16 protein-coding genes and 1 pseudogene are annotated in these 16,524 nt (G+C 42.5%); 4 read left to right on the top strand and 13 right to left on the bottom strand.

What is annotated here, in order from left to right; genetic code table 11:
• Positions 1-32: 32 nt before the first annotated feature.
• The 9 genes and pseudogenes from DWW85_RS09840 to glgB form a co-directional block, all read right to left on the bottom strand.
• Positions 33-704, bottom strand: a pseudogene (locus DWW85_RS09840) (F0F1 ATP synthase subunit A); the annotation flags it as partial.
• Positions 705-766: 62 nt separating this feature from the next.
• Entirely contained in the window at positions 767-1,240 is a 474-nt protein-coding gene (locus DWW85_RS09835) for an HAD domain-containing protein (RefSeq protein ID WP_044944682.1), read from the bottom strand.
• A 270-nt stretch (positions 1,241-1,510) separates the two neighbouring features.
• Positions 1,511-2,410: a hypothetical protein gene (locus DWW85_RS09830; RefSeq protein WP_008400514.1), complete on the bottom strand. Its 900-nt coding sequence runs from the start codon at positions 2,408-2,410 to the stop codon at positions 1,511-1,513.
• Positions 2,411-2,548: 138 nt separating this feature from the next.
• Positions 2,549-3,082, bottom strand: a complete 534-nt coding sequence (locus tag DWW85_RS09825) for an N-acetylmuramoyl-L-alanine amidase (protein WP_021944445.1) — start codon at positions 3,080-3,082, stop codon at positions 2,549-2,551.
• A gap of 123 nt (positions 3,083-3,205) precedes the next feature.
• A complete protein-coding gene (thrH, locus tag DWW85_RS09820; RefSeq protein ID WP_021944446.1) occupies positions 3,206-3,808 on the bottom strand; it encodes a bifunctional phosphoserine phosphatase/homoserine phosphotransferase ThrH in 603 nt (200 codons plus the stop codon).
• A gap of 661 nt (positions 3,809-4,469) precedes the next feature.
• Positions 4,470-4,682 (bottom strand): hypothetical protein, encoded by a 213-nt coding sequence (locus tag DWW85_RS09815; RefSeq protein WP_021944447.1) that lies wholly within the window; start codon positions 4,680-4,682, stop codon positions 4,470-4,472.
• A complete protein-coding gene (locus tag DWW85_RS09810) occupies positions 4,670-6,256 on the bottom strand; it encodes a zinc ribbon domain-containing protein (protein WP_117784654.1) in 1,587 nt (528 codons plus the stop codon). Before DWW85_RS09810 ends, DWW85_RS09815 begins: the two co-directional genes overlap by 13 nt.
• A 22-nt stretch (positions 6,257-6,278) precedes the next feature.
• Complete coding sequence (locus DWW85_RS09805) at positions 6,279-8,165, bottom strand: aminopeptidase P family protein (protein ID WP_117808519.1); 1,887 nt, start codon at positions 8,163-8,165, stop codon at positions 6,279-6,281.
• A gap of 17 nt (positions 8,166-8,182) precedes the next feature.
• Positions 8,183-10,081 carry a 1,4-alpha-glucan branching protein GlgB gene (gene glgB, locus DWW85_RS09800; RefSeq protein ID WP_278286979.1) on the bottom strand — a complete coding sequence of 633 codons (1,899 nt, stop codon included), beginning with the start codon at positions 10,079-10,081 and terminating at the stop codon, positions 8,183-8,185.
• Positions 10,082-10,224: 143 nt separating this feature from the next.
• Between glgB and DWW85_RS09795 the strand changes: the two genes are divergently transcribed.
• Positions 10,225-10,761 (top strand): TetR/AcrR family transcriptional regulator, encoded by a 537-nt coding sequence (locus DWW85_RS09795; protein WP_008400525.1) that lies wholly within the window; start codon positions 10,225-10,227, stop codon positions 10,759-10,761.
• Here DWW85_RS09795 and DWW85_RS09790 read toward each other — a convergent pair.
• The 4 genes from DWW85_RS09790 to fliB all read right to left on the bottom strand — a co-directional run bounded on the left by DWW85_RS09790 (position 10,758) and on the right by fliB (position 13,777).
• Positions 10,758-11,231: an LURP-one-related family protein gene (locus tag DWW85_RS09790; RefSeq protein WP_021944451.1), complete on the bottom strand. Its 474-nt coding sequence runs from the start codon at positions 11,229-11,231 to the stop codon at positions 10,758-10,760. The genes DWW85_RS09795 and DWW85_RS09790 overlap by 4 nt on opposite strands.
• A 37-nt stretch (positions 11,232-11,268) precedes the next feature.
• Positions 11,269-12,009, bottom strand: coding sequence for a DNA alkylation repair protein (locus DWW85_RS09785; protein WP_021944452.1), 741 nt, complete (start codon positions 12,007-12,009; stop codon positions 11,269-11,271).
• 29 nt (positions 12,010-12,038) lie between these two features.
• Positions 12,039-12,605, bottom strand: a complete 567-nt coding sequence (locus DWW85_RS09780) for a TIGR00730 family Rossman fold protein (RefSeq protein WP_021944453.1) — start codon at positions 12,603-12,605, stop codon at positions 12,039-12,041.
• A gap of 89 nt (positions 12,606-12,694) precedes the next feature.
• Positions 12,695-13,777, bottom strand: coding sequence for a flagellin lysine-N-methylase (fliB, locus tag DWW85_RS09775; RefSeq protein WP_021944454.1), 1,083 nt, complete (start codon positions 13,775-13,777; stop codon positions 12,695-12,697).
• Between the two features lie 278 nt (positions 13,778-14,055).
• Between fliB and DWW85_RS09770 the strand changes: the two genes are divergently transcribed.
• Genes DWW85_RS09770 through DWW85_RS09760 form a run of 3 tightly spaced genes read left to right on the top strand, consistent with a single transcriptional unit; the run spans position 14,056 to position 16,165 of the window.
• Positions 14,056-14,964 carry a DUF2975 domain-containing protein gene (locus DWW85_RS09770; protein WP_117808516.1) on the top strand — a complete coding sequence of 303 codons (909 nt, stop codon included), beginning with the start codon at positions 14,056-14,058 and terminating at the stop codon, positions 14,962-14,964.
• Between the two features lie 14 nt (positions 14,965-14,978).
• Positions 14,979-15,206 carry a helix-turn-helix transcriptional regulator gene (locus tag DWW85_RS09765; RefSeq protein WP_008400533.1) on the top strand — a complete coding sequence of 76 codons (228 nt, stop codon included), beginning with the start codon at positions 14,979-14,981 and terminating at the stop codon, positions 15,204-15,206.
• On the top strand, positions 15,203-16,165 hold the full coding sequence (locus DWW85_RS09760; RefSeq protein ID WP_117808515.1) for a hypothetical protein: 963 nt from the start codon (positions 15,203-15,205) through the stop codon (positions 16,163-16,165). Before DWW85_RS09765 ends, DWW85_RS09760 begins: the two co-directional genes overlap by 4 nt.
• Positions 16,166-16,524 lie beyond the last annotated feature (359 nt).

Genomic DNA, 16,524 nt, shown 5'->3' with positions numbered 1-16,524 from the left:
ATTATCTCCTTTTCATTTTCCTTATGTTAATCTTAGTCTTCTCCCAATCCTTCCTGCATGTAGAGTGCAGTTAAGAATGTGAATACAAATGCCTGAAGTAAGCCATCAAAGATATCAAAATAAAGGCTTAACGGAATAGGCACAATGGCAGGCGCTACCGCCTCAATTAATTTCATTACAACAAATGCACCTAAAACATTGCCGAACAATCGCATACATAACGACAATGGTTTTATTACAAGCTCCATTACATTTATAGGTGCTACTATTGCTACCGGCTCTGCAAAGCTCTTAAGCCAGCCTTTCGGTCCCCTGCTTCTAATACAGACAACCTGAACCATGACTATACTCATGATCGCCAGTGCTGCTGTTACGTTCAGATCCTTGGTTGGTGGTTTAAATCCAAATATACCTGCGATATTTGCCATTCCGATATACAAAATGACAGTGATCAGATACGGTATATATGCCTTACCTTTTTCTCCCAAAACGTCACTAAACAGATTATTAAATGTCGTAATGATCGACTCCAGAGCAAGCTGTTTCTTTCCCGGATTTTCAACTTTCAGATTCCGGACAAGTATAACGGACAACAGAACAAGTACCGCCATAATGATCCATGTTACCACGATTGATTCCGAGATCGGGATTCCACCAAAAATTGGAATGGTAAAGAGAGTCTCGCAATTCAGCTCCTCTGTTAACTTTTCTGCAAGGTCACCCGTAGGTCTTCACTTCCTCTCATGTAATTTTTTCAAAGGGCATACTAACTGTTAAGGATATTTATTACTTCTCTTGCATCACTCTCGGAAAATCCTTTTACTGTATTCTCCGTATTGATCCAGTAATCAGCAAGTCCAACTCTGTCCCAGTCTGAATCCATGTCATCTAAGATCACCAGCCTGTCCACATCGTGTTGGTCTACATAGTCCTTAACCTCAAAGCACCGTCCATAATCCTCATACTTGCCGGATATATGTTCCTGCGGCGGAGTTACATCGGATATAACGAGACCTTCCTCCTTAAGCTTCAGGATCAGCTCCTGTGCTCTCTCGTCACATACCGGATCTTTCATAACCTCTTTCCGCCAGTTAAAGATCGCTACCAGCTTCGCATCTGTTGCCTTTACAACATCTGCAAGGTTTTTTACATTTTTTCTGTCAACGGTTTCACCCGGATTGTTACAGATGAATTTGTTTGAATTTAACACACCGTCAATGTCGAAAAAAATGGCTTTCATTTGAATTTCCTCCTGCATTCTTCCATGTGCTTCCAGTTGTCCTTTAAACAACAACGTATTATAGCACACCATTTTTTATTTTTCACCTTTTATTAATTTATTAATAAAAAATATATTTCTAAACTTTTTATAAAAAAATCATAACTAATTCTACTCTGTAAAGTAAAATAGCCCCATCCTTTTCAGGCTTTCTTCTGTTTTTTACGTTGTCTATAAAACAGAAGAAAACTCTTACCGGAGAATGGGGCTTTATTTCTGAATATCTATGTTCTATTCAGCCCCACCTGTAATGATCCATGGTGCCGGCTGAGCAACAAATACATTTTCTTTATTTGTTTTGGATACGTTGATCTGTAACGCTTCCATATTCTGAATACCGAATTTGTCAAAAATCAGCTTGGTCTCTGCAAGGATACCAAGATCTAATGTGTAGATAACAAACTGCATCTGCGGATTGATCGCAAGCAGACGTTCAATATCAGATTCCAGATAATGATTCGCAACGATAAATGCAAGTCTTGGTACCGGAATCTTACTTAAGGATTCTTCGCTCATATCCGGAATGATCTGCACGTTATGAACTCCAAACTTCTCAACATTTTCCTCCATAGATCTTCTGGAACCACTGTCCGGCTCTACTGCAATGATCTGACCTTCGCTCGCTGTGATCGCAGCTTCGATAACGATACTCTCTGCCATCAGAGCAAGAATCGTGTCATGAGTATCTACACCGAGAATACTCATGATAACCGCGCGGATCTCATTGCATACATAATGAACCGATCCCTTTGTAAACAAATCATTCTTCATACCGTACCGTACGGATTCTCTGGTCTTCTCGTTTACGATAAATATAACCGTCGGTTCGGATATCTTCTTATTAATAACATTCTTGAGCTTTGCATTTGTAAGTTCACTTCCCGGCTCTGTTCCTTCGCCGATCCAGATATCATATTCGCCAAATCCCGCTTCCCATAATGTATAGAAGAGATCTTCATGACTGGCATCAGTATAGATCAGAACCCGCTTATGTGTATCAATCGTTGGCACGACATTTTTCTGTCTGCCGCAGATATTAAGCATCTTTATCTTCTCCGGGCTGACATCCATCTTATTTGCAAAGAAGCCAAGCCAGTTCAACATGCCTGAATTACTGAACGTATTTTTCATTGTTTTCTACCCCACTTTTCTATCGTATTTTCCAATCAGATAACCTTCTCCAATCGGATTGTCGTTTTCTAAAACAGTCTTTATAATTATACAATTTTTCTCGTTAACTGTAAATTCTTTTGTGCGTTTTTCACACATCTATCCACGAAGTGTTTCATCAATTCCGAGTGCGATCGCATTCACGATATCTTCAAACCGGTAATCAAACAGATAATTATCCTTATCACTGTCAATAAATCCGGTCTCGATCAGAATTGCCGGCATCGTTGTCCGGCGCAGAACAGCCAGATTCTTCCGTTCCTCAACTCCCAGATTCTCAAATCCGATCTTTGCAAGCTCTGCATCCACATTTTCTGCCATTTCATATGCAATCCCTGATGTATTATAAACCAAGGTTTCCACTCCGTTATATTTGTTCGGATACGGTGCAGCATTCCTGTGCAGGGAAATAAAATAATCCGCACCGCTCTCATTTCCGATCTGTGCTTTTCTTGTCGGCGAATCATAGACATCTGTCGTTCTCGTAAATTCCACGTCATAACCAAGCTCTGACAACGCATCACCGAGTGCCAAAGCCAAATTCAGGTTGTCATTCTTCTCCGTTCTTCCATTATAAGATGCCCCATTGTCAAATCCACCATGTCCGGCATCGATCATTATTTTTATAGCCATAAAAAACCTGCATACTCTGTTTGCTACAGTATATGCAGGTTCTCTGTTATATGTACTTAATTTTCACGACTTCAGTATGCCTGTCTCACATACTGCATACATTTTTATATGAAAGGATTGATCTTAAGCCAGCACTTTCTTGATGGCTGCAAGCAGCTCATCATATGTCTCATAAGCCGGAAGATCAGGATTGTCTGCTTTGATCTGATCGGTACTCTTAAAGAGGAATCCGGCCTTGCTTGCACGGATCATTCCAAGATCGTTGTGGCTGTCACCACTTGCGATTGTATCATAACCGATAGACTGAAGTGCTTTTACGGTTGTGTATTTGGATTTCTCACAACGCATCTTAAAGCCTGTGATCTCTCCACTTTCTGCTACCTCTAATGAATTACAGAAAATTGTCGGCCAGCCAAGCTTCTTCATAAGCGGGCTTGCAAACTGTGTAAATGTATCACTGATAATGATAACCTGTGTCATAGAACGAAGCTCATCTAAGAATTCCTTTGCACCGGGAATCGGATCGATCTTTGCGATCGTTTCCTGAATCTCTTTTAAGCCAAGTCCATGTTCTTTTAATATACCAAGACGCCAGTTCATTAATTTATCGTAATCCGGCTCATCTCTTGTTGTTCTCTTTAACTCCGGGATACCGCTTGCCTCTGCAAATGCGATCCAAATCTCCGGTACTAATACACCTTCCAAATCCAAACATACAATGTCCATTTCGGGTTCCTCCTGTTATCTACATTCTCGCTTCATTATAATATACCACCTGCCATTCTGCAATACCCTTGGGCTAACAGAATAGCTGGGGTGGGTTATGAATGGGCTATCCGTATTTATATAAAAGATCCGTTTCGTTCCCTGTGAACTACATATGCCTAATTCGCTCATGCTTCTGTGCAAACTCGCCCTACGGGCTCAGACATGCACCCGCATTCGCTGGCAATATGTAGCTCCCTACGGAAACTCCACTATATATCTTTTATATAAATACGGATAGCCCATCTACAACCCACCCCAGCTATTCTTTCCACTTATGTACATTTCTCTCCCTCTGCCTTGTATCTGCTACAGATACAAGGTGATGTCTATATATCAGAAATGTTGCACAGAGAATCCTTCCTATATCAAAAGCTTTGCTCCGTTATCGTTATAAGATACATATGGCTGACGTCAGGGCTGCGCCGGGCATTGCAATAACATTGTGAGGATTTCGTTATGAGGTTTGCACTAGCTGTCAGCACAAAGCCCTTGTCTGAGTCCGTAAGGACGAGTTTGGGCGACTGCTGACAAATAAGCGTGCGAACCGAATAGAAACCCGGAACTCGTTATTGCAATGCCCGGTGTAGCCCTGACGTCAGCCATATGTATCGAAGATGGATCAGAAGAATAAAATCTTGTGGCCCTGGTCGATCTGGTAGTAGGAGATTTTGTGCTGTCTGGCAAATTCCTTCTCTGTTTCCATCTCGCCATGGAGATTGGAACGAAGCATCCACGACAGCAACAGACCTGCCGCAAACAGTCCGCCACAGACAATGCCCTGTATGATCGGCAACAATTTAAATCCTGTAAGTAAAATATTTATCGAATCCATGTCTTATCCTGCCTTTCTTTTACATAATCAGTCGTTGTTGAAGATGCAAGTCGTTCTTTGTCGTGCTTATACCTGTTGTATTTACTGAGATTTCTGGTAAAAAGTCCCGCCGCCAGCATAAAAAGGAATACAATGATCGACCCTCCATATTCATGGAAAAAGCCATACCCTTTTGCAATTCCCTGATTGATTTCATAAAATACAACCGCTCCGATCGTGCAGCATACAACTCCGGTCATCACCGCATCCGAAATAAAACTCCTTTTATTCACCGGAATATTGCCAACAACCTTTCCGGTCTGTCCATTGACCAGTATCGTATAAAGCTCATGCCTATACCAGAAGGTCATGAACCATGCGGGCAGGAGCGCATACTCAATCTTATCCACACTGTACTGTTCAATGCTCTTCTCTATGTAAGTCGTTCCTGTATCTTCTATCATTGCTTTATCCATAGCATCACTTATCCTCTGATGGATGTCCGGCGCAGCCTCTCTGGACGGCACATCATACCGATCTGCATAGAATCCGGACAGATACGATGGATCAAATGGCTTTAATGCTTCCATATGATATGGTTCCAGACGACTGGATAGCCGATCATCTAATTTTCTGGATGCATCAAAGGTAACCTGTTCAAAATTTCCATATGCATCTGCAAACATATCTGTCTTCTCATTTATACCTACAGAGACACTTCTCGTTTCCGCATCATATTTCTGATTCTGAAATGATCCCGGATACAATCCCATCTTCTTCGATGACTGCAGCATCGTATAAAAGGATTGGTTTCTGTTCATTCCGGCATTAAAGATATTTTCCGGTTCTTTCTTCTCAGCTTCATTACTCGTCACCAGATGCAGATTTGCTTTTTTCCGCATATATACTGTATACAGCCAATATGGAATATAGATTCCACGGATCTTGTCAATCTTCGGATGCTTGATCTCTCTTGGCACATATCTGCCTGTACCGAATTTCTCTTTGATCGCATCCACTGCCTGCTGTTCCGTTATGGAAAATGGAATGATATAATCCGGCCATACTTCCTTCGATTCACGGTCAAATATAACCGTCGGCTGTCCACAAAACGAACAAAAAGTTGCCCGCTCATTTCCATGGATCATAATCTGTGCTCCGCAGGAAGTACAGCGGAATATCTGAACCGACATCAGTCGTTCTCCCTGCATCTCTCTCCGGTCACCTGTATAAGCAGTGTCTTGTGCCTGCTGTTCTGATTTTTCTGATATATCTTCTGCTTCCGTCTGTTTTGATGCAGCCGATATATCTTCCGGTCTGTTATTCCGCATCTCAAATGCCAACAGATCCGCATCCCAGTCAGGATTGATCTGGATTTCCTTCTCTCCATGCCACTTCTGATCTTTATCAAGGCCAAACCACAGATTATCAAATGATCGTTTTCCGTCTTCTTTTTCCTCTGTATCCGGATCTACTTCCTTTAACTTCATATGGAATCTGCGTTCGCTTGTCTGACCACATTGTGTACATTTCATTTTCCCGAGATCCGGATCATATACCAGCACACCCCCACATGCCTCACACTTATAGATCATATGTTTCTCCCCTTGAAATTCATCAAATTTTATTATGATATTTTTTCGATACTGGACTCGTTGCCTGCTCCAGCCATATGCGTTCTTCCTCCGTCAGATATGGAGCGATCTTCTCATACACATTCTTGTGATATTCATTCAATCGTTGGAGCTCACGATCTGTCATCAGTTCCGGTATCAAAGCTTCTGTGTCAAACGGAACCCAGGTCAGAGTTTCAAATTCCAGAAATGTTCCATTTGCTTCCGTTTCTTTCAAGAATACCTCCGGAAGCTTGCCTGCCGGTTTTCCTGCTTTCTTACAAAGAACCAGATTCTCATGACGGATGCCAAACCTTCCTTCTATATATATACCCGGTTCATCTGACGTGATCATTCCGTCTTCGAATACTGCTGTCGGTCTGCGTTCTTCCATGATTCGGAAGTGGATCCTGTTTGGTCCTTCGTGTACATTTAACAGATATCCGACTCCATGACCGGTGCCGTGATTGAAATCCAGGCCATACCGCCACAGTGGTTCACGCGCCAGATAATCGAGATTCTCACCACGCGTTCCATGTTTAAATCTTGCTGCTGCCAGATTCAGATGTCCGATCAACACCAGTGTATACGCCCATTTTTCTTCCTCTGTCAAAGCCCCCAGTGTGATTGTTCTGGTGATGTCAGTTGTTCCCTCCATGTAATGACCGCCACTGTCCACTAATAAGAAGCTCTCCGGTTTTAGTTCGACATTTGTCTCCTCTGTCGGTTCATAATGTACGATCGCGCCATGTGGACCATATGCAGATATCGTATCAAAGCTCGGCTCGATATACCCCTTTTGCTCTTTTCGAAAAGACTCCAGCTTCTCTGCTGCCGAAAGCTCTGTGATCGTTTCTGTTCCGATATGATGCTTAAGCCAGTAGATAAATTTCGTTACAGCAACTCCATCCTTGATATGCGCATTCCGTTCATTTTCGCACTCTACAGAATTCTTCTGTGCCTTCATCAACTGAATAGCAGACGGTTCATCGACTACGGATACAGTCTCCGGTATACAGCTTCTCAATCTGTAATTGGCCTGACAACCATCCAGCAATATCGTTACCTGCTCTGTCTTTTTATGTGTTTGAATGACCTCCGGCAACCTCCTGAGATCCGTATAGATCTCATTATACGGATGAAGTGTAATCCCATCAACGGCAAGTTCTCTGGTGATTTCATCGTTTAAGATCGCATCATTGATATATAAACGACAGTCTTCATCTGCGATCAGCATATATGACAGGAATACCGGATTACAGTCTATATCATTTCCTCGCAGATTCAGAAGCCATGCGATCTCGTCCAGCGCAGAGATCACCCGGGCATCCGCACCTGCAGATCTTATTGACGCTCTGACACGCACAAGCTTATCCGCACGGGTTTCGCCTGTGTATGAAAATGGTAATTCAAATACCGGCTCATGTGACAGCTCCGGTCTGTCCGCCCAGAGTTCATCGACCAGATCCAGTTCACCATTTAAAGTGACCTTTTTATCGCCCAGTTTGCCAAGCATCCTATCAGCAAAATCCAAGCTGACGGTTCTTCCATCAAAGCCTACAACCTTTTCCGGTTCCAGATGGTCATACAAATATTCTTCGATCGTTGGAACGCCCGGCTGTCCACTCTTCATCAGTTCGATCGTACTGCCTGCAAGCTGTGCTTCCGCCTGAATGAAATACCGCCCATCTGTAAACAATGCCGCCGTATCAGGGAGCACAACCAGTGTTCCGGCAGATCCTGTAAACCCGGACATATATTCTCTTTCCCTGAAATATGCTCCAACATATTCGGATGCATGAAAGTCATCCGTAGTAATCACATAAGCATCTACACCTGTTCCCTTCATTTTCTCACGCAGCTCTGCCAGCTTCTCTATTGTCGTCATCATATTCACCTTCTCATGTTCTAATCGACCGGTTTCAGGTAAATTCCGGAAAATGCCGGAAGGTCAAATCCAAAATCTCCATTTACACCCTTAATCGTTTTCTCTGTATCTTTTGTGCTTCCGCCAAATTTATTCCAGTCGCTGTTGATCAGTACCTTCATTGTATCACCATTTTCATAATTAAAGTGATAATTTTTATATACAAGTCCCGACAGGTTTAATACAACGATCACCTTATCTTCATTTACTTCACGCTGAAAGATATAGACAACATCATTTTCCTTACCGCAAAGGATCCATGCAAATCCATTCGGATCATCATCCCATGCAGATAATGCCGGCTCTTTCATATAAATCTTATTCAGTGCTTTCATATACTGGTGGAAAGAATCATGGTTCGGATATTTCAAAAGATCCCAGTCCTGCTCGCGCTTCTCATCCCACTCGCGGAACTGTCCGATCTCATTTCCCATAAAGTTCAGCTTCTTGCCCGGATGCGCATACATATAAGCATATAATGCCTTTGCCTGCGGGAACTTTTCTTCATACATACCCGCCATCTTCTGAATGATCGTTGCCTTTCCATGTACAACCTCATCGTGTGACAAAGGAAGCAGATACCGTTCATTATAGTTATACATCATCGAGAATGTCAGGTCATGATAATGCTCGCCGCGGACAAATGGAAGTGTACGGAAGAAATTCAGTGTATCATTCATCCAGCCCATATCCCATTTGTAATCAAAGCCCAGTCCACCATATTTTGTTTCCTTCGTTGTACCCTTAAAGTCTGTCGAGTCTTCGGCACACAGGATGATCGAAGGATGACGATCCTTTAACCCCTGATTCATATTCCGGATAAAATCAACCGCCCGGTCATTTACACCACGGCTCTCATCGCCCATCCAGTAGATGATACGGCTGATCGCATCCATACGAAGTCCGTCAAAATGATACTCTGACAGCCAGTAATTCGCCGCAGACTGTAAGAAGCTCCGCACTTCTCCTTTGGAATGAATGAAGTTCATGCTTCCCCACTCACTGTATCCCACATCGTTGCTTGGATATTCATACAATGCCGTGCCATCATATCTGGCAAGTCCATAGCCATCAAGTGCGAAATGAACCGGAACAAAATCAAGAATTGTGCCAATATTATGCTGATGCAGAATATCAATCATTTCCTTCAGGTCATCTGCTGTTCCATATCTGGATGTCGGACTGAAAAATCCGGTATTCTGATAGCCCCAGGACTGATCGGACGGATGCTCGGAGAGCGGCATGAACTCTACATAATTATATCCCTGCTTTTTCACATATTCCGCAAGCATCGGAGCGATCTCCTTATAGGTATACCAGCTCTCCGCTACCCGGTTGCTCTCTGCGATCTCCTCCGGTGTCAGCGGATTTCCCTGTTCATCAAAGACCGGTTTTGTGCGCCAGGAACCCAGATGAACTTCATAGATGTTAAGTGGACTGCCCTGACATACACTACGGTTCTTCATCCATTTGGCATCATGGAAACGATATGTATCCATATCCCGGATAATGGATGCAAATGCCGGACGCAGCTCCATGCCGAAGCCATACGGATCACAATGCTCCATGCTGCTGCCGTCTCTGTGATAGATCTTATATTTGTACATCATGCCCGGTCTTGCTTCCGGCACAAATACCTTGAAAAAGCTGCCGTCATAACAGCGTTCCATGACCGTCTCGTTCCAGTCGTTGAATTCACCGATCACATTTACCCCCAGAGCATTCGGTGCATATGTGACAAATTCCACACCACTGACAACCGTCTTCTTTCCTGTGACCTCTTTCTTCACATGCGCCCCCAATTCTCTATATGCATCAAAGCTTCTTCCGGAATAAAATTCGTAAATATCCATGTCATTCTCCTTTGTATTTGTACAGATGATTCTTTATTGACTATAGTAAATTTATAGATTAAAATAGACATGTTTATTATATGAGATTACAAAAGCTGACACCATAGCCAATAATTGAATAACGTCAATTTATTGACCATAGTCAACAAATAGTAAATCAGGAGATTGCAATGGATTTAAGAATACAGAAAACCAAGAACAGCATTTTCAGTGCTTTTATAGAATTACGTGCGGCAAAACCGCTCGAAAAGATTACGATCCGGGAGCTGACCCAGAAAGCAAATATCAGCAAACAGACATTTTATCTTCATTTTAAAGATATCTACGATCTGTCGGAATATCTGGAAAATGACGCGATCACGTCACTGGTTGCAGACATTCCAAATCCGGATCTTATTATCACAGATCCGGCTGCCGCAGCCAGACTGCTCTGTACCGCATTTATCACACAGGGACATCTGTTCAACATTCTTTTCCCGGATGATGACAGAAGCTGTGGCGTGCTCACCAACAAACTGGAAGCCCGCATTAAGGAACTGATCTTTATCACGCATCCGGAATTCAAAGACAATCTGGAGAAAAATATCACAATTTCTCTGCTGATTCAAGGAAGCGTACATACTTTCTTAAAATATAAGGAAGAAGATACCGAGCAGGTGATCGAGATTCTTGCCGATACCATCGGAAGGATTGCCGACCATTCCTAGTCATTCCTCGAACATTTCTCTGCATCAATGGCCAGAACAAACATAAGTGCAATAAGTGCGTTTTGTGGATCATATACATCGATCACATATTGATCTGTCATATGAAACAGTTCCTTTGATATGGATGCAACCATACCACCTGCAGCATCTATGATCTTGTAATCCCATTCCATAAAGCTTCCATCAATATGCCATCCATTATAATCAATATCATATCGGGGCTTAAGAAAGGAAAACTCTTTCTTAATGCATCCCAGATATTGATTTCCCTGATAGATCTCAAATTTTGGAAGAAATGTGAATATCTGCTCCTTTACTGTACCGACTTCATTCCCATATGGATCGAAAATCTTCAGACAATGTCCCCAGGATATCTGTCCCTTTACCACATATATCGGATTCCCCTGTTCATTATAAATATCATAACTGTCAAACCACGAAAACAGTCTCTGTTTAAAATACATTCTCATACTGCCACCTCCGCTCATTCTGCTGTACTTACTTATATTATCGCTTCATTGCCTTGAGTGCAGCTTTTTCCTCCGGTGTGATACGGAAGGATTCCTGCATCTTCTGGATTGCTTTGTTAAATGTGAAATCATCCAGATGATTATTATTCAAAAATACCTTCGTCGGCTCCGGACATTTTACATAGGCTTCTGCAAGTCCCCATGCAACACCCATTTTCAGATAATAGCCATCATTCTTCATATGATCGTATGCATATAACACCTTATCAATATAGGCATCATTCAGATAATAATTCAACATCATAACTGCTACAAACCGCAGTTCAAACTCACGATTTCTCTCGTTAGCAGGCTTGCCATCGATTACTCCCTGCTCGTCCAGATATGGCATCAGGAAATCCCACACTTCCTGCTGATACTGGTTTGCGATCTTAAAGGTATTACAACAGGTATCGCAGATCGACCAGTCATCGATCTTTGGTATGAACCGTCCCATGTATGTGAGAATGTCGTCGATCTTTCCTCTGGCATAGCCAAGCACGATGCCCTGTAGCATGACTTCTTCAAAGGTATCATCCCTTGCACCATCCAGATACTCCTTCCAGTTTACAGACGCAATCTCTTTCGCCATTTTGCGCAGCACCGGAATCCGAACGCCGATGATATTTCCTGCTCCCGGTGACAGACTCGCTGTAAATTTTCCATATTCAACATCCATATTTTTATACAACTCATCCCGTACCAGATCGTGAACTGTATATTCATTCGTATCTCCCATTTTTCCTCCTGCACCTGCACCCATATCGTTTAAAATTTAAACACCTTGCCAACCTCCGGTGTATAGCCATCCAGATAAGAAAGGATCTCATCTGTATCTGTCATCACCTGATAGATCTCGTTTGTTACATGATTCATAAAACCCTTCTCGACACATTCATCCATCATCTGAAACAGGGAATTAAAGAATCCATCCTGGTTGTAGACAATGATCGCCTTGCCATGTCGTCCAAGTTGCTTTAAAGTCAGCACCTCAAAAAATTCCTCAAATGTTCCGATTCCACCCGGCACCATGATAAATGCATCACTCCGATCCTCCATGATCTGTTTCCGCTCACGCATCGTCTCTGTCCGGATCAGCTCTGTACATTTGTCATATATGATGCCGTCCACATTAAAAAATGTCGGTGCAACGCCAACGATCTCACCGTTTCCGGCACTTGCTCCTCTGGCGGCAGCCCCCATAAGTCCTCTTGCACCCGCGCCAAATACTAATGTATGTCCTCTCTCTGCCAGCTTTTTTCCAAGATTAAAAACCGCATCCATGTATGCCTGATCAATGTCATTACTGGATGCACCAAATATACATATATTCATACTGCTACTCCATTTTCCTTTTATCACTGTTCATCGCTCTGTAAGCAACCTTATCCTATAGTATGCTATAGAGTTCACTGAAATTCAAATTATATTCTTATAAACCAGTCCAGTTCTTCCACCCGGTCGAGATTCTCATCCGAATGTTCGATCTCTCTGGAATACCGGTACACCAGTTCGATCAGATCAGCCATCTCTAACTTCTCACTGCACTTTATCCATCTGGCGAGAAGCAGCAGGAAGATTACTGTCACATGACCCACCGCGGAATCTATTTTACCAAGAATATTCCCATCATAGACCGCACCTAACAAATAGATCGAGATAAAATAAACAACGATCTGCTCCAGCACGATTTCAAGTGAAGGCAGGCTGCTGTTTCCCCACCATGACAGAAATCGTTTCTTATTCGCTGTGAAACCGGCTTCCCCCAGATCAAACAAAAGCACTTCGGATTCCACCAGCACATCGTCCCAGTCCTGATATAACAGCTCCAGCTCCTCTGACAGGAATCTCATATGCTTCCGGAACAGTTCATATTCATCTTTCACGCAGACTTTATCTGTATCCTCACATTCATCCCAGTCGATCAGATCCCCTTCTTCATAATGTCTCTGTGCGGAAGCACCGATCTGCAATACCTTTCTGATCCTTGCTTTCAGACTTTCTTCCCGGTTCTGGGTAATCTTCAAAATCTCCTCCCGGATATCCTCAAGATTGGAAAACAGGAAATAATCATAATCCTCAAATACTTCTTCCTCATCGTCTTCTTCACAGACAAATGTTACCGGTTCTGTCTTCTGCATCAATATCCTTGCCACCTCCGGGCAGGAAAGCGATAATGAAATCTCTCTTATATTTTCAAATTCTTCCGTATGTCTTGGATATTCCCGACAGGTCGTGCATAAGCTGTCTTTTCCCATATGCTTATACATGTCGCACAGTCCATCATCCCGCAAAAATGCACATTTGCCCTTCCGGTTATGTCCGAATACGCCTTCTTCCCACTGTATATTCCGGTGAAGTGTCTGCCTGTATTCTCCTGCGTAATTCCGATATTTTTCCAGTGATTCATCATCGATCACGATCTGCCAGTCAGAACAGCAAGTGTCCGGGCATTTGTCCGCTATACATCTAAACTTTTTATAATAATCCGGATAAGAATAAATCATATCTCTGCCTCACAAACATTTATATATCGTCACTGAGAATATTGCTCTCCCATTTTCCCTTATGCCGGTGCCGAAATGCCAACGATCATTTTATCCTTCAATCAAATGATACGAAATCTGAACACGGCAATTTCTATTATATTAGACCTGCATAAATGAATCAAGCTCGCAATCCATAGAAATTATTGACAAACGATAATTTTAATGATATTTTGAAACTGTAATTATTGTTTTTCGATAATTTTTAGATAAAATCAGCTATCAGAAAGGATATAACCATGAATCAGATTTTTACAACTCCGTTTGAATGGATCGCAGTATGGCTTCGAAAGCTTTCATTATCCGGAAACTCCGGTAACTGTATCGCGGTCATACTTTATATCATTATCTGCTGTCTCCCGGCAATCGCATTTCTGCTTCTTTGTCTGAGGAAAAAGAAGATCCGTGCAGACTATCTGTTACTCGTATGCTCTGCTGCCCTCTTTATCGGCATTTACCTGATGATAAATCCGGGGCTTATGACCCCCTATTTTCGTTATTCGATACCTATGATCAATCTGGCAATATCGACAACCCTGTGGTCCATCTTTATCTGTTACATCATTCTCCGGGTTCTTGCCATAATCCGGTATGCAAATGAGATCAATCTGGCAAAGATCGCACAGGTTTTCATCATTCTTGTAATGATCATATCAATCATTAATATCTGTTTCATAAAGCTTCCAAAACTATGGGCTTCTGCAAATCAAACAGGTCCTGACCTGTATTCCCGGATCATATCATCAGAAGATGGTGCTGTTATGCTTGATAATGGCAGCATGAGATCATTTCAGCCTGACCGCATTCCGTTACTCCTCTGCGACCTGGTTCCATCCCTGTTATTCATCTGGGTATTGATCGCATCCTTCCGGCTGTGTCGTTCTCTGAAAGACAATCATTTCACCGATCAGACGATCCAGGATGCAGGGGCACTCTCCCATCTGTGTGTAAGAGTTCTCTGCATTACGGCAGTACTTGAAGTTGTTCGAAATATCCTGCAGCTTCTTATGCTTCCGTCACTTTCAGATACGACCTTTACCGTATCTCTTCCTATTATAGAGATACTTCTGACCGTAACGGCATTTATCCTTGCAAAGAAATTCGAGACAGCACACACGCTGGAAGAAGAAAATGAAGCATTCATTTAACACGGAGGTTTCATATGGCAATTAAGATCAATCTGGAAAAAGTCTTAAAAGAAAATAATATGACTTCTAAAGAATTATGCAAAAAGATCGGCATAACCGAAGCAAATCTTTCCATTTTGCGAAGCGGAAAAGCAAAAGGTGTCCGATTTACAACCATCAATAAAATATGTTACTACCTGCACTGTGATGTAGGCGATATTCTGTCATTTGACGGAAATCTTGATGAGGAGGAAGAAGCATGAAGAAATTTTTATCTATAAGTATACTGACCATTTTAGGTCTGACTGTCCTTTCCGGCTGTCAGCTTGCAAAGAAAGAAAATACCCCATCTGCAGTTACCAGGCATCTGATTGGTATCTATTGTACAGCAACACCTCTGGATGATCAGGAAGAACCGATTTCCTGCACATATGATCAGAAAACAGATACTTTCAAACCGGATAATCCCGATATCTCCGGCTGCTATCTTGCTGCAATTAAAGTTGATGTATCCGAAGAAGAAGGAGGTTTCTATTATTCGTTCTGTTCCGATATGATGGCTGAACCATCTATAAACATTTCCGGTTCCGATGGAACGAGCACTACCTCCTATGAGTCTTCATCCCATACACTAACCGGTCAAAGCAATTATATATATCCGCCTGATGGTACCACAGAAGCTTCCTTATCCCTTTCCGGCACTCTCTATGTTGATCCGGACAAAACAGATTATTCCACAGATTCAGATCTTTATTATATCTATCTGAATCTAATCTATCAGAAAGAAAATGGTGATCTCTTTATAACACCCGGCTCTCCTGTTTCAATCATGAACGAAGGCGAATCAACGACTCAAACCTTCTCTGAAAGCTACACAGAATCAGGCATCGATTCCAATGCCACTACAACGAATACGATCTCCCTTACGGTACGATCCATTTCAGATCCTGTAGACAGCTACACCTTCTATGGTATGTCCGATGACAATACCATACTTTGGAGCGACACACAAAAAGCAGCCACCCTCACCGATGAACCGATATCCTTAAAAGGTGCTTCCTATCTGCTCATAAAAGAAGTGTCCACCAAAGGCACTGTTTCCTACGACGTCCTTACCCATACAGATGATGACGCAGAAACCACAGATCCTGACTACCACAACCGCTATATCGCAACCGACAGCTTTTACTATCAGCCTTCAGAGATCCATATTGTAAAGTAACCGGACGAAAAATATAGCCGGCTGTCCGGCACAGATACTTTTCATTCCGCAAGACGCTCTCGCTCTATTCTCATGTAGCGGTACTAAGCTCCCACTTCCGTGGATCGCTAAGAACCGACATTCGAACAGGCTTGCTTCATGAAAATATCTGTTGCAGAACAGCCGGCTATATTTTTCTGTCTTTGGTTCTTCCTCAAACAGAAAACACCACGGTATATATTCAAGGAACAGAACTCGGGCCGGGCTTATACTATTATGAAGCAAACCTTTCCGAGCGTCGGTACTTAGGCTGCGTCTTGCGCAGCCTTATGTACCGCTACGCCGAGGAATAGAGCGAAAGCGTTTTGCGTAATAATAGA

Source organism: Clostridium sp. AF17-21AC (genome assembly GCF_003461365.1).
Classification (GTDB): Bacteria; Bacillota; Clostridia; order Lachnospirales; family Lachnospiraceae; genus Coprococcus; species Coprococcus ammoniilyticus.
The sequence above is the reverse complement of the archived record's forward strand: the minus strand, read 5'-3'. Positions and strand labels throughout refer to the sequence as shown.

Excerpts from the sequence above, each read along its gene's own strand:
- DWW85_RS09815 (WP_021944447.1), bottom strand. The coding sequence starts at position 4,682 with ATGGATTCGATAAATATTTTACTTACAGGATTTAAATTGTTGCCGATC.
- DWW85_RS09835 (WP_044944682.1), bottom strand. The coding sequence starts at position 1,240 with ATGAAAGCCATTTTTTTCGACATTGACGGTGTGTTAAATTCAAACAAA.
- DWW85_RS09790 (WP_021944451.1), bottom strand. The coding sequence starts at position 11,231 with ATGAGAATGTATTTTAAACAGAGACTGTTTTCGTGGTTTGACAGTTAT.
- fliB (WP_021944454.1), bottom strand. The coding sequence starts at position 13,777 with ATGATTTATTCTTATCCGGATTATTATAAAAAGTTTAGATGTATAGCG.
- DWW85_RS09780 (WP_021944453.1), bottom strand. The coding sequence starts at position 12,605 with ATGAATATATGTATATTTGGTGCATCCAGTAATGACATTGATCAGGCA.
- DWW85_RS09760 (WP_117808515.1), top strand. The coding sequence starts at position 15,203 with ATGAAGAAATTTTTATCTATAAGTATACTGACCATTTTAGGTCTGACT.
- DWW85_RS09810 (WP_117784654.1), bottom strand. The coding sequence starts at position 6,256 with ATGATCTATAAGTGTGAGGCATGTGGGGGTGTGCTGGTATATGATCCG.
- DWW85_RS09785 (WP_021944452.1), bottom strand. The coding sequence starts at position 12,009 with ATGGGAGATACGAATGAATATACAGTTCACGATCTGGTACGGGATGAG.
- DWW85_RS09830 (WP_008400514.1), bottom strand. The coding sequence starts at position 2,410 with ATGAAAAATACGTTCAGTAATTCAGGCATGTTGAACTGGCTTGGCTTC.
- DWW85_RS09770 (WP_117808516.1), top strand. The coding sequence starts at position 14,056 with ATGAATCAGATTTTTACAACTCCGTTTGAATGGATCGCAGTATGGCTT.
- DWW85_RS09795 (WP_008400525.1), top strand. The coding sequence starts at position 10,225 with ATGGATTTAAGAATACAGAAAACCAAGAACAGCATTTTCAGTGCTTTT.
- DWW85_RS09765 (WP_008400533.1), top strand. The coding sequence starts at position 14,979 with ATGGCAATTAAGATCAATCTGGAAAAAGTCTTAAAAGAAAATAATATG.
- DWW85_RS09825 (WP_021944445.1), bottom strand. The coding sequence starts at position 3,082 with ATGGCTATAAAAATAATGATCGATGCCGGACATGGTGGATTTGACAAT.
- thrH (WP_021944446.1), bottom strand. The coding sequence starts at position 3,808 with ATGGACATTGTATGTTTGGATTTGGAAGGTGTATTAGTACCGGAGATT.
- DWW85_RS09805 (WP_117808519.1), bottom strand. The coding sequence starts at position 8,165 with ATGATGACGACAATAGAGAAGCTGGCAGAGCTGCGTGAGAAAATGAAG.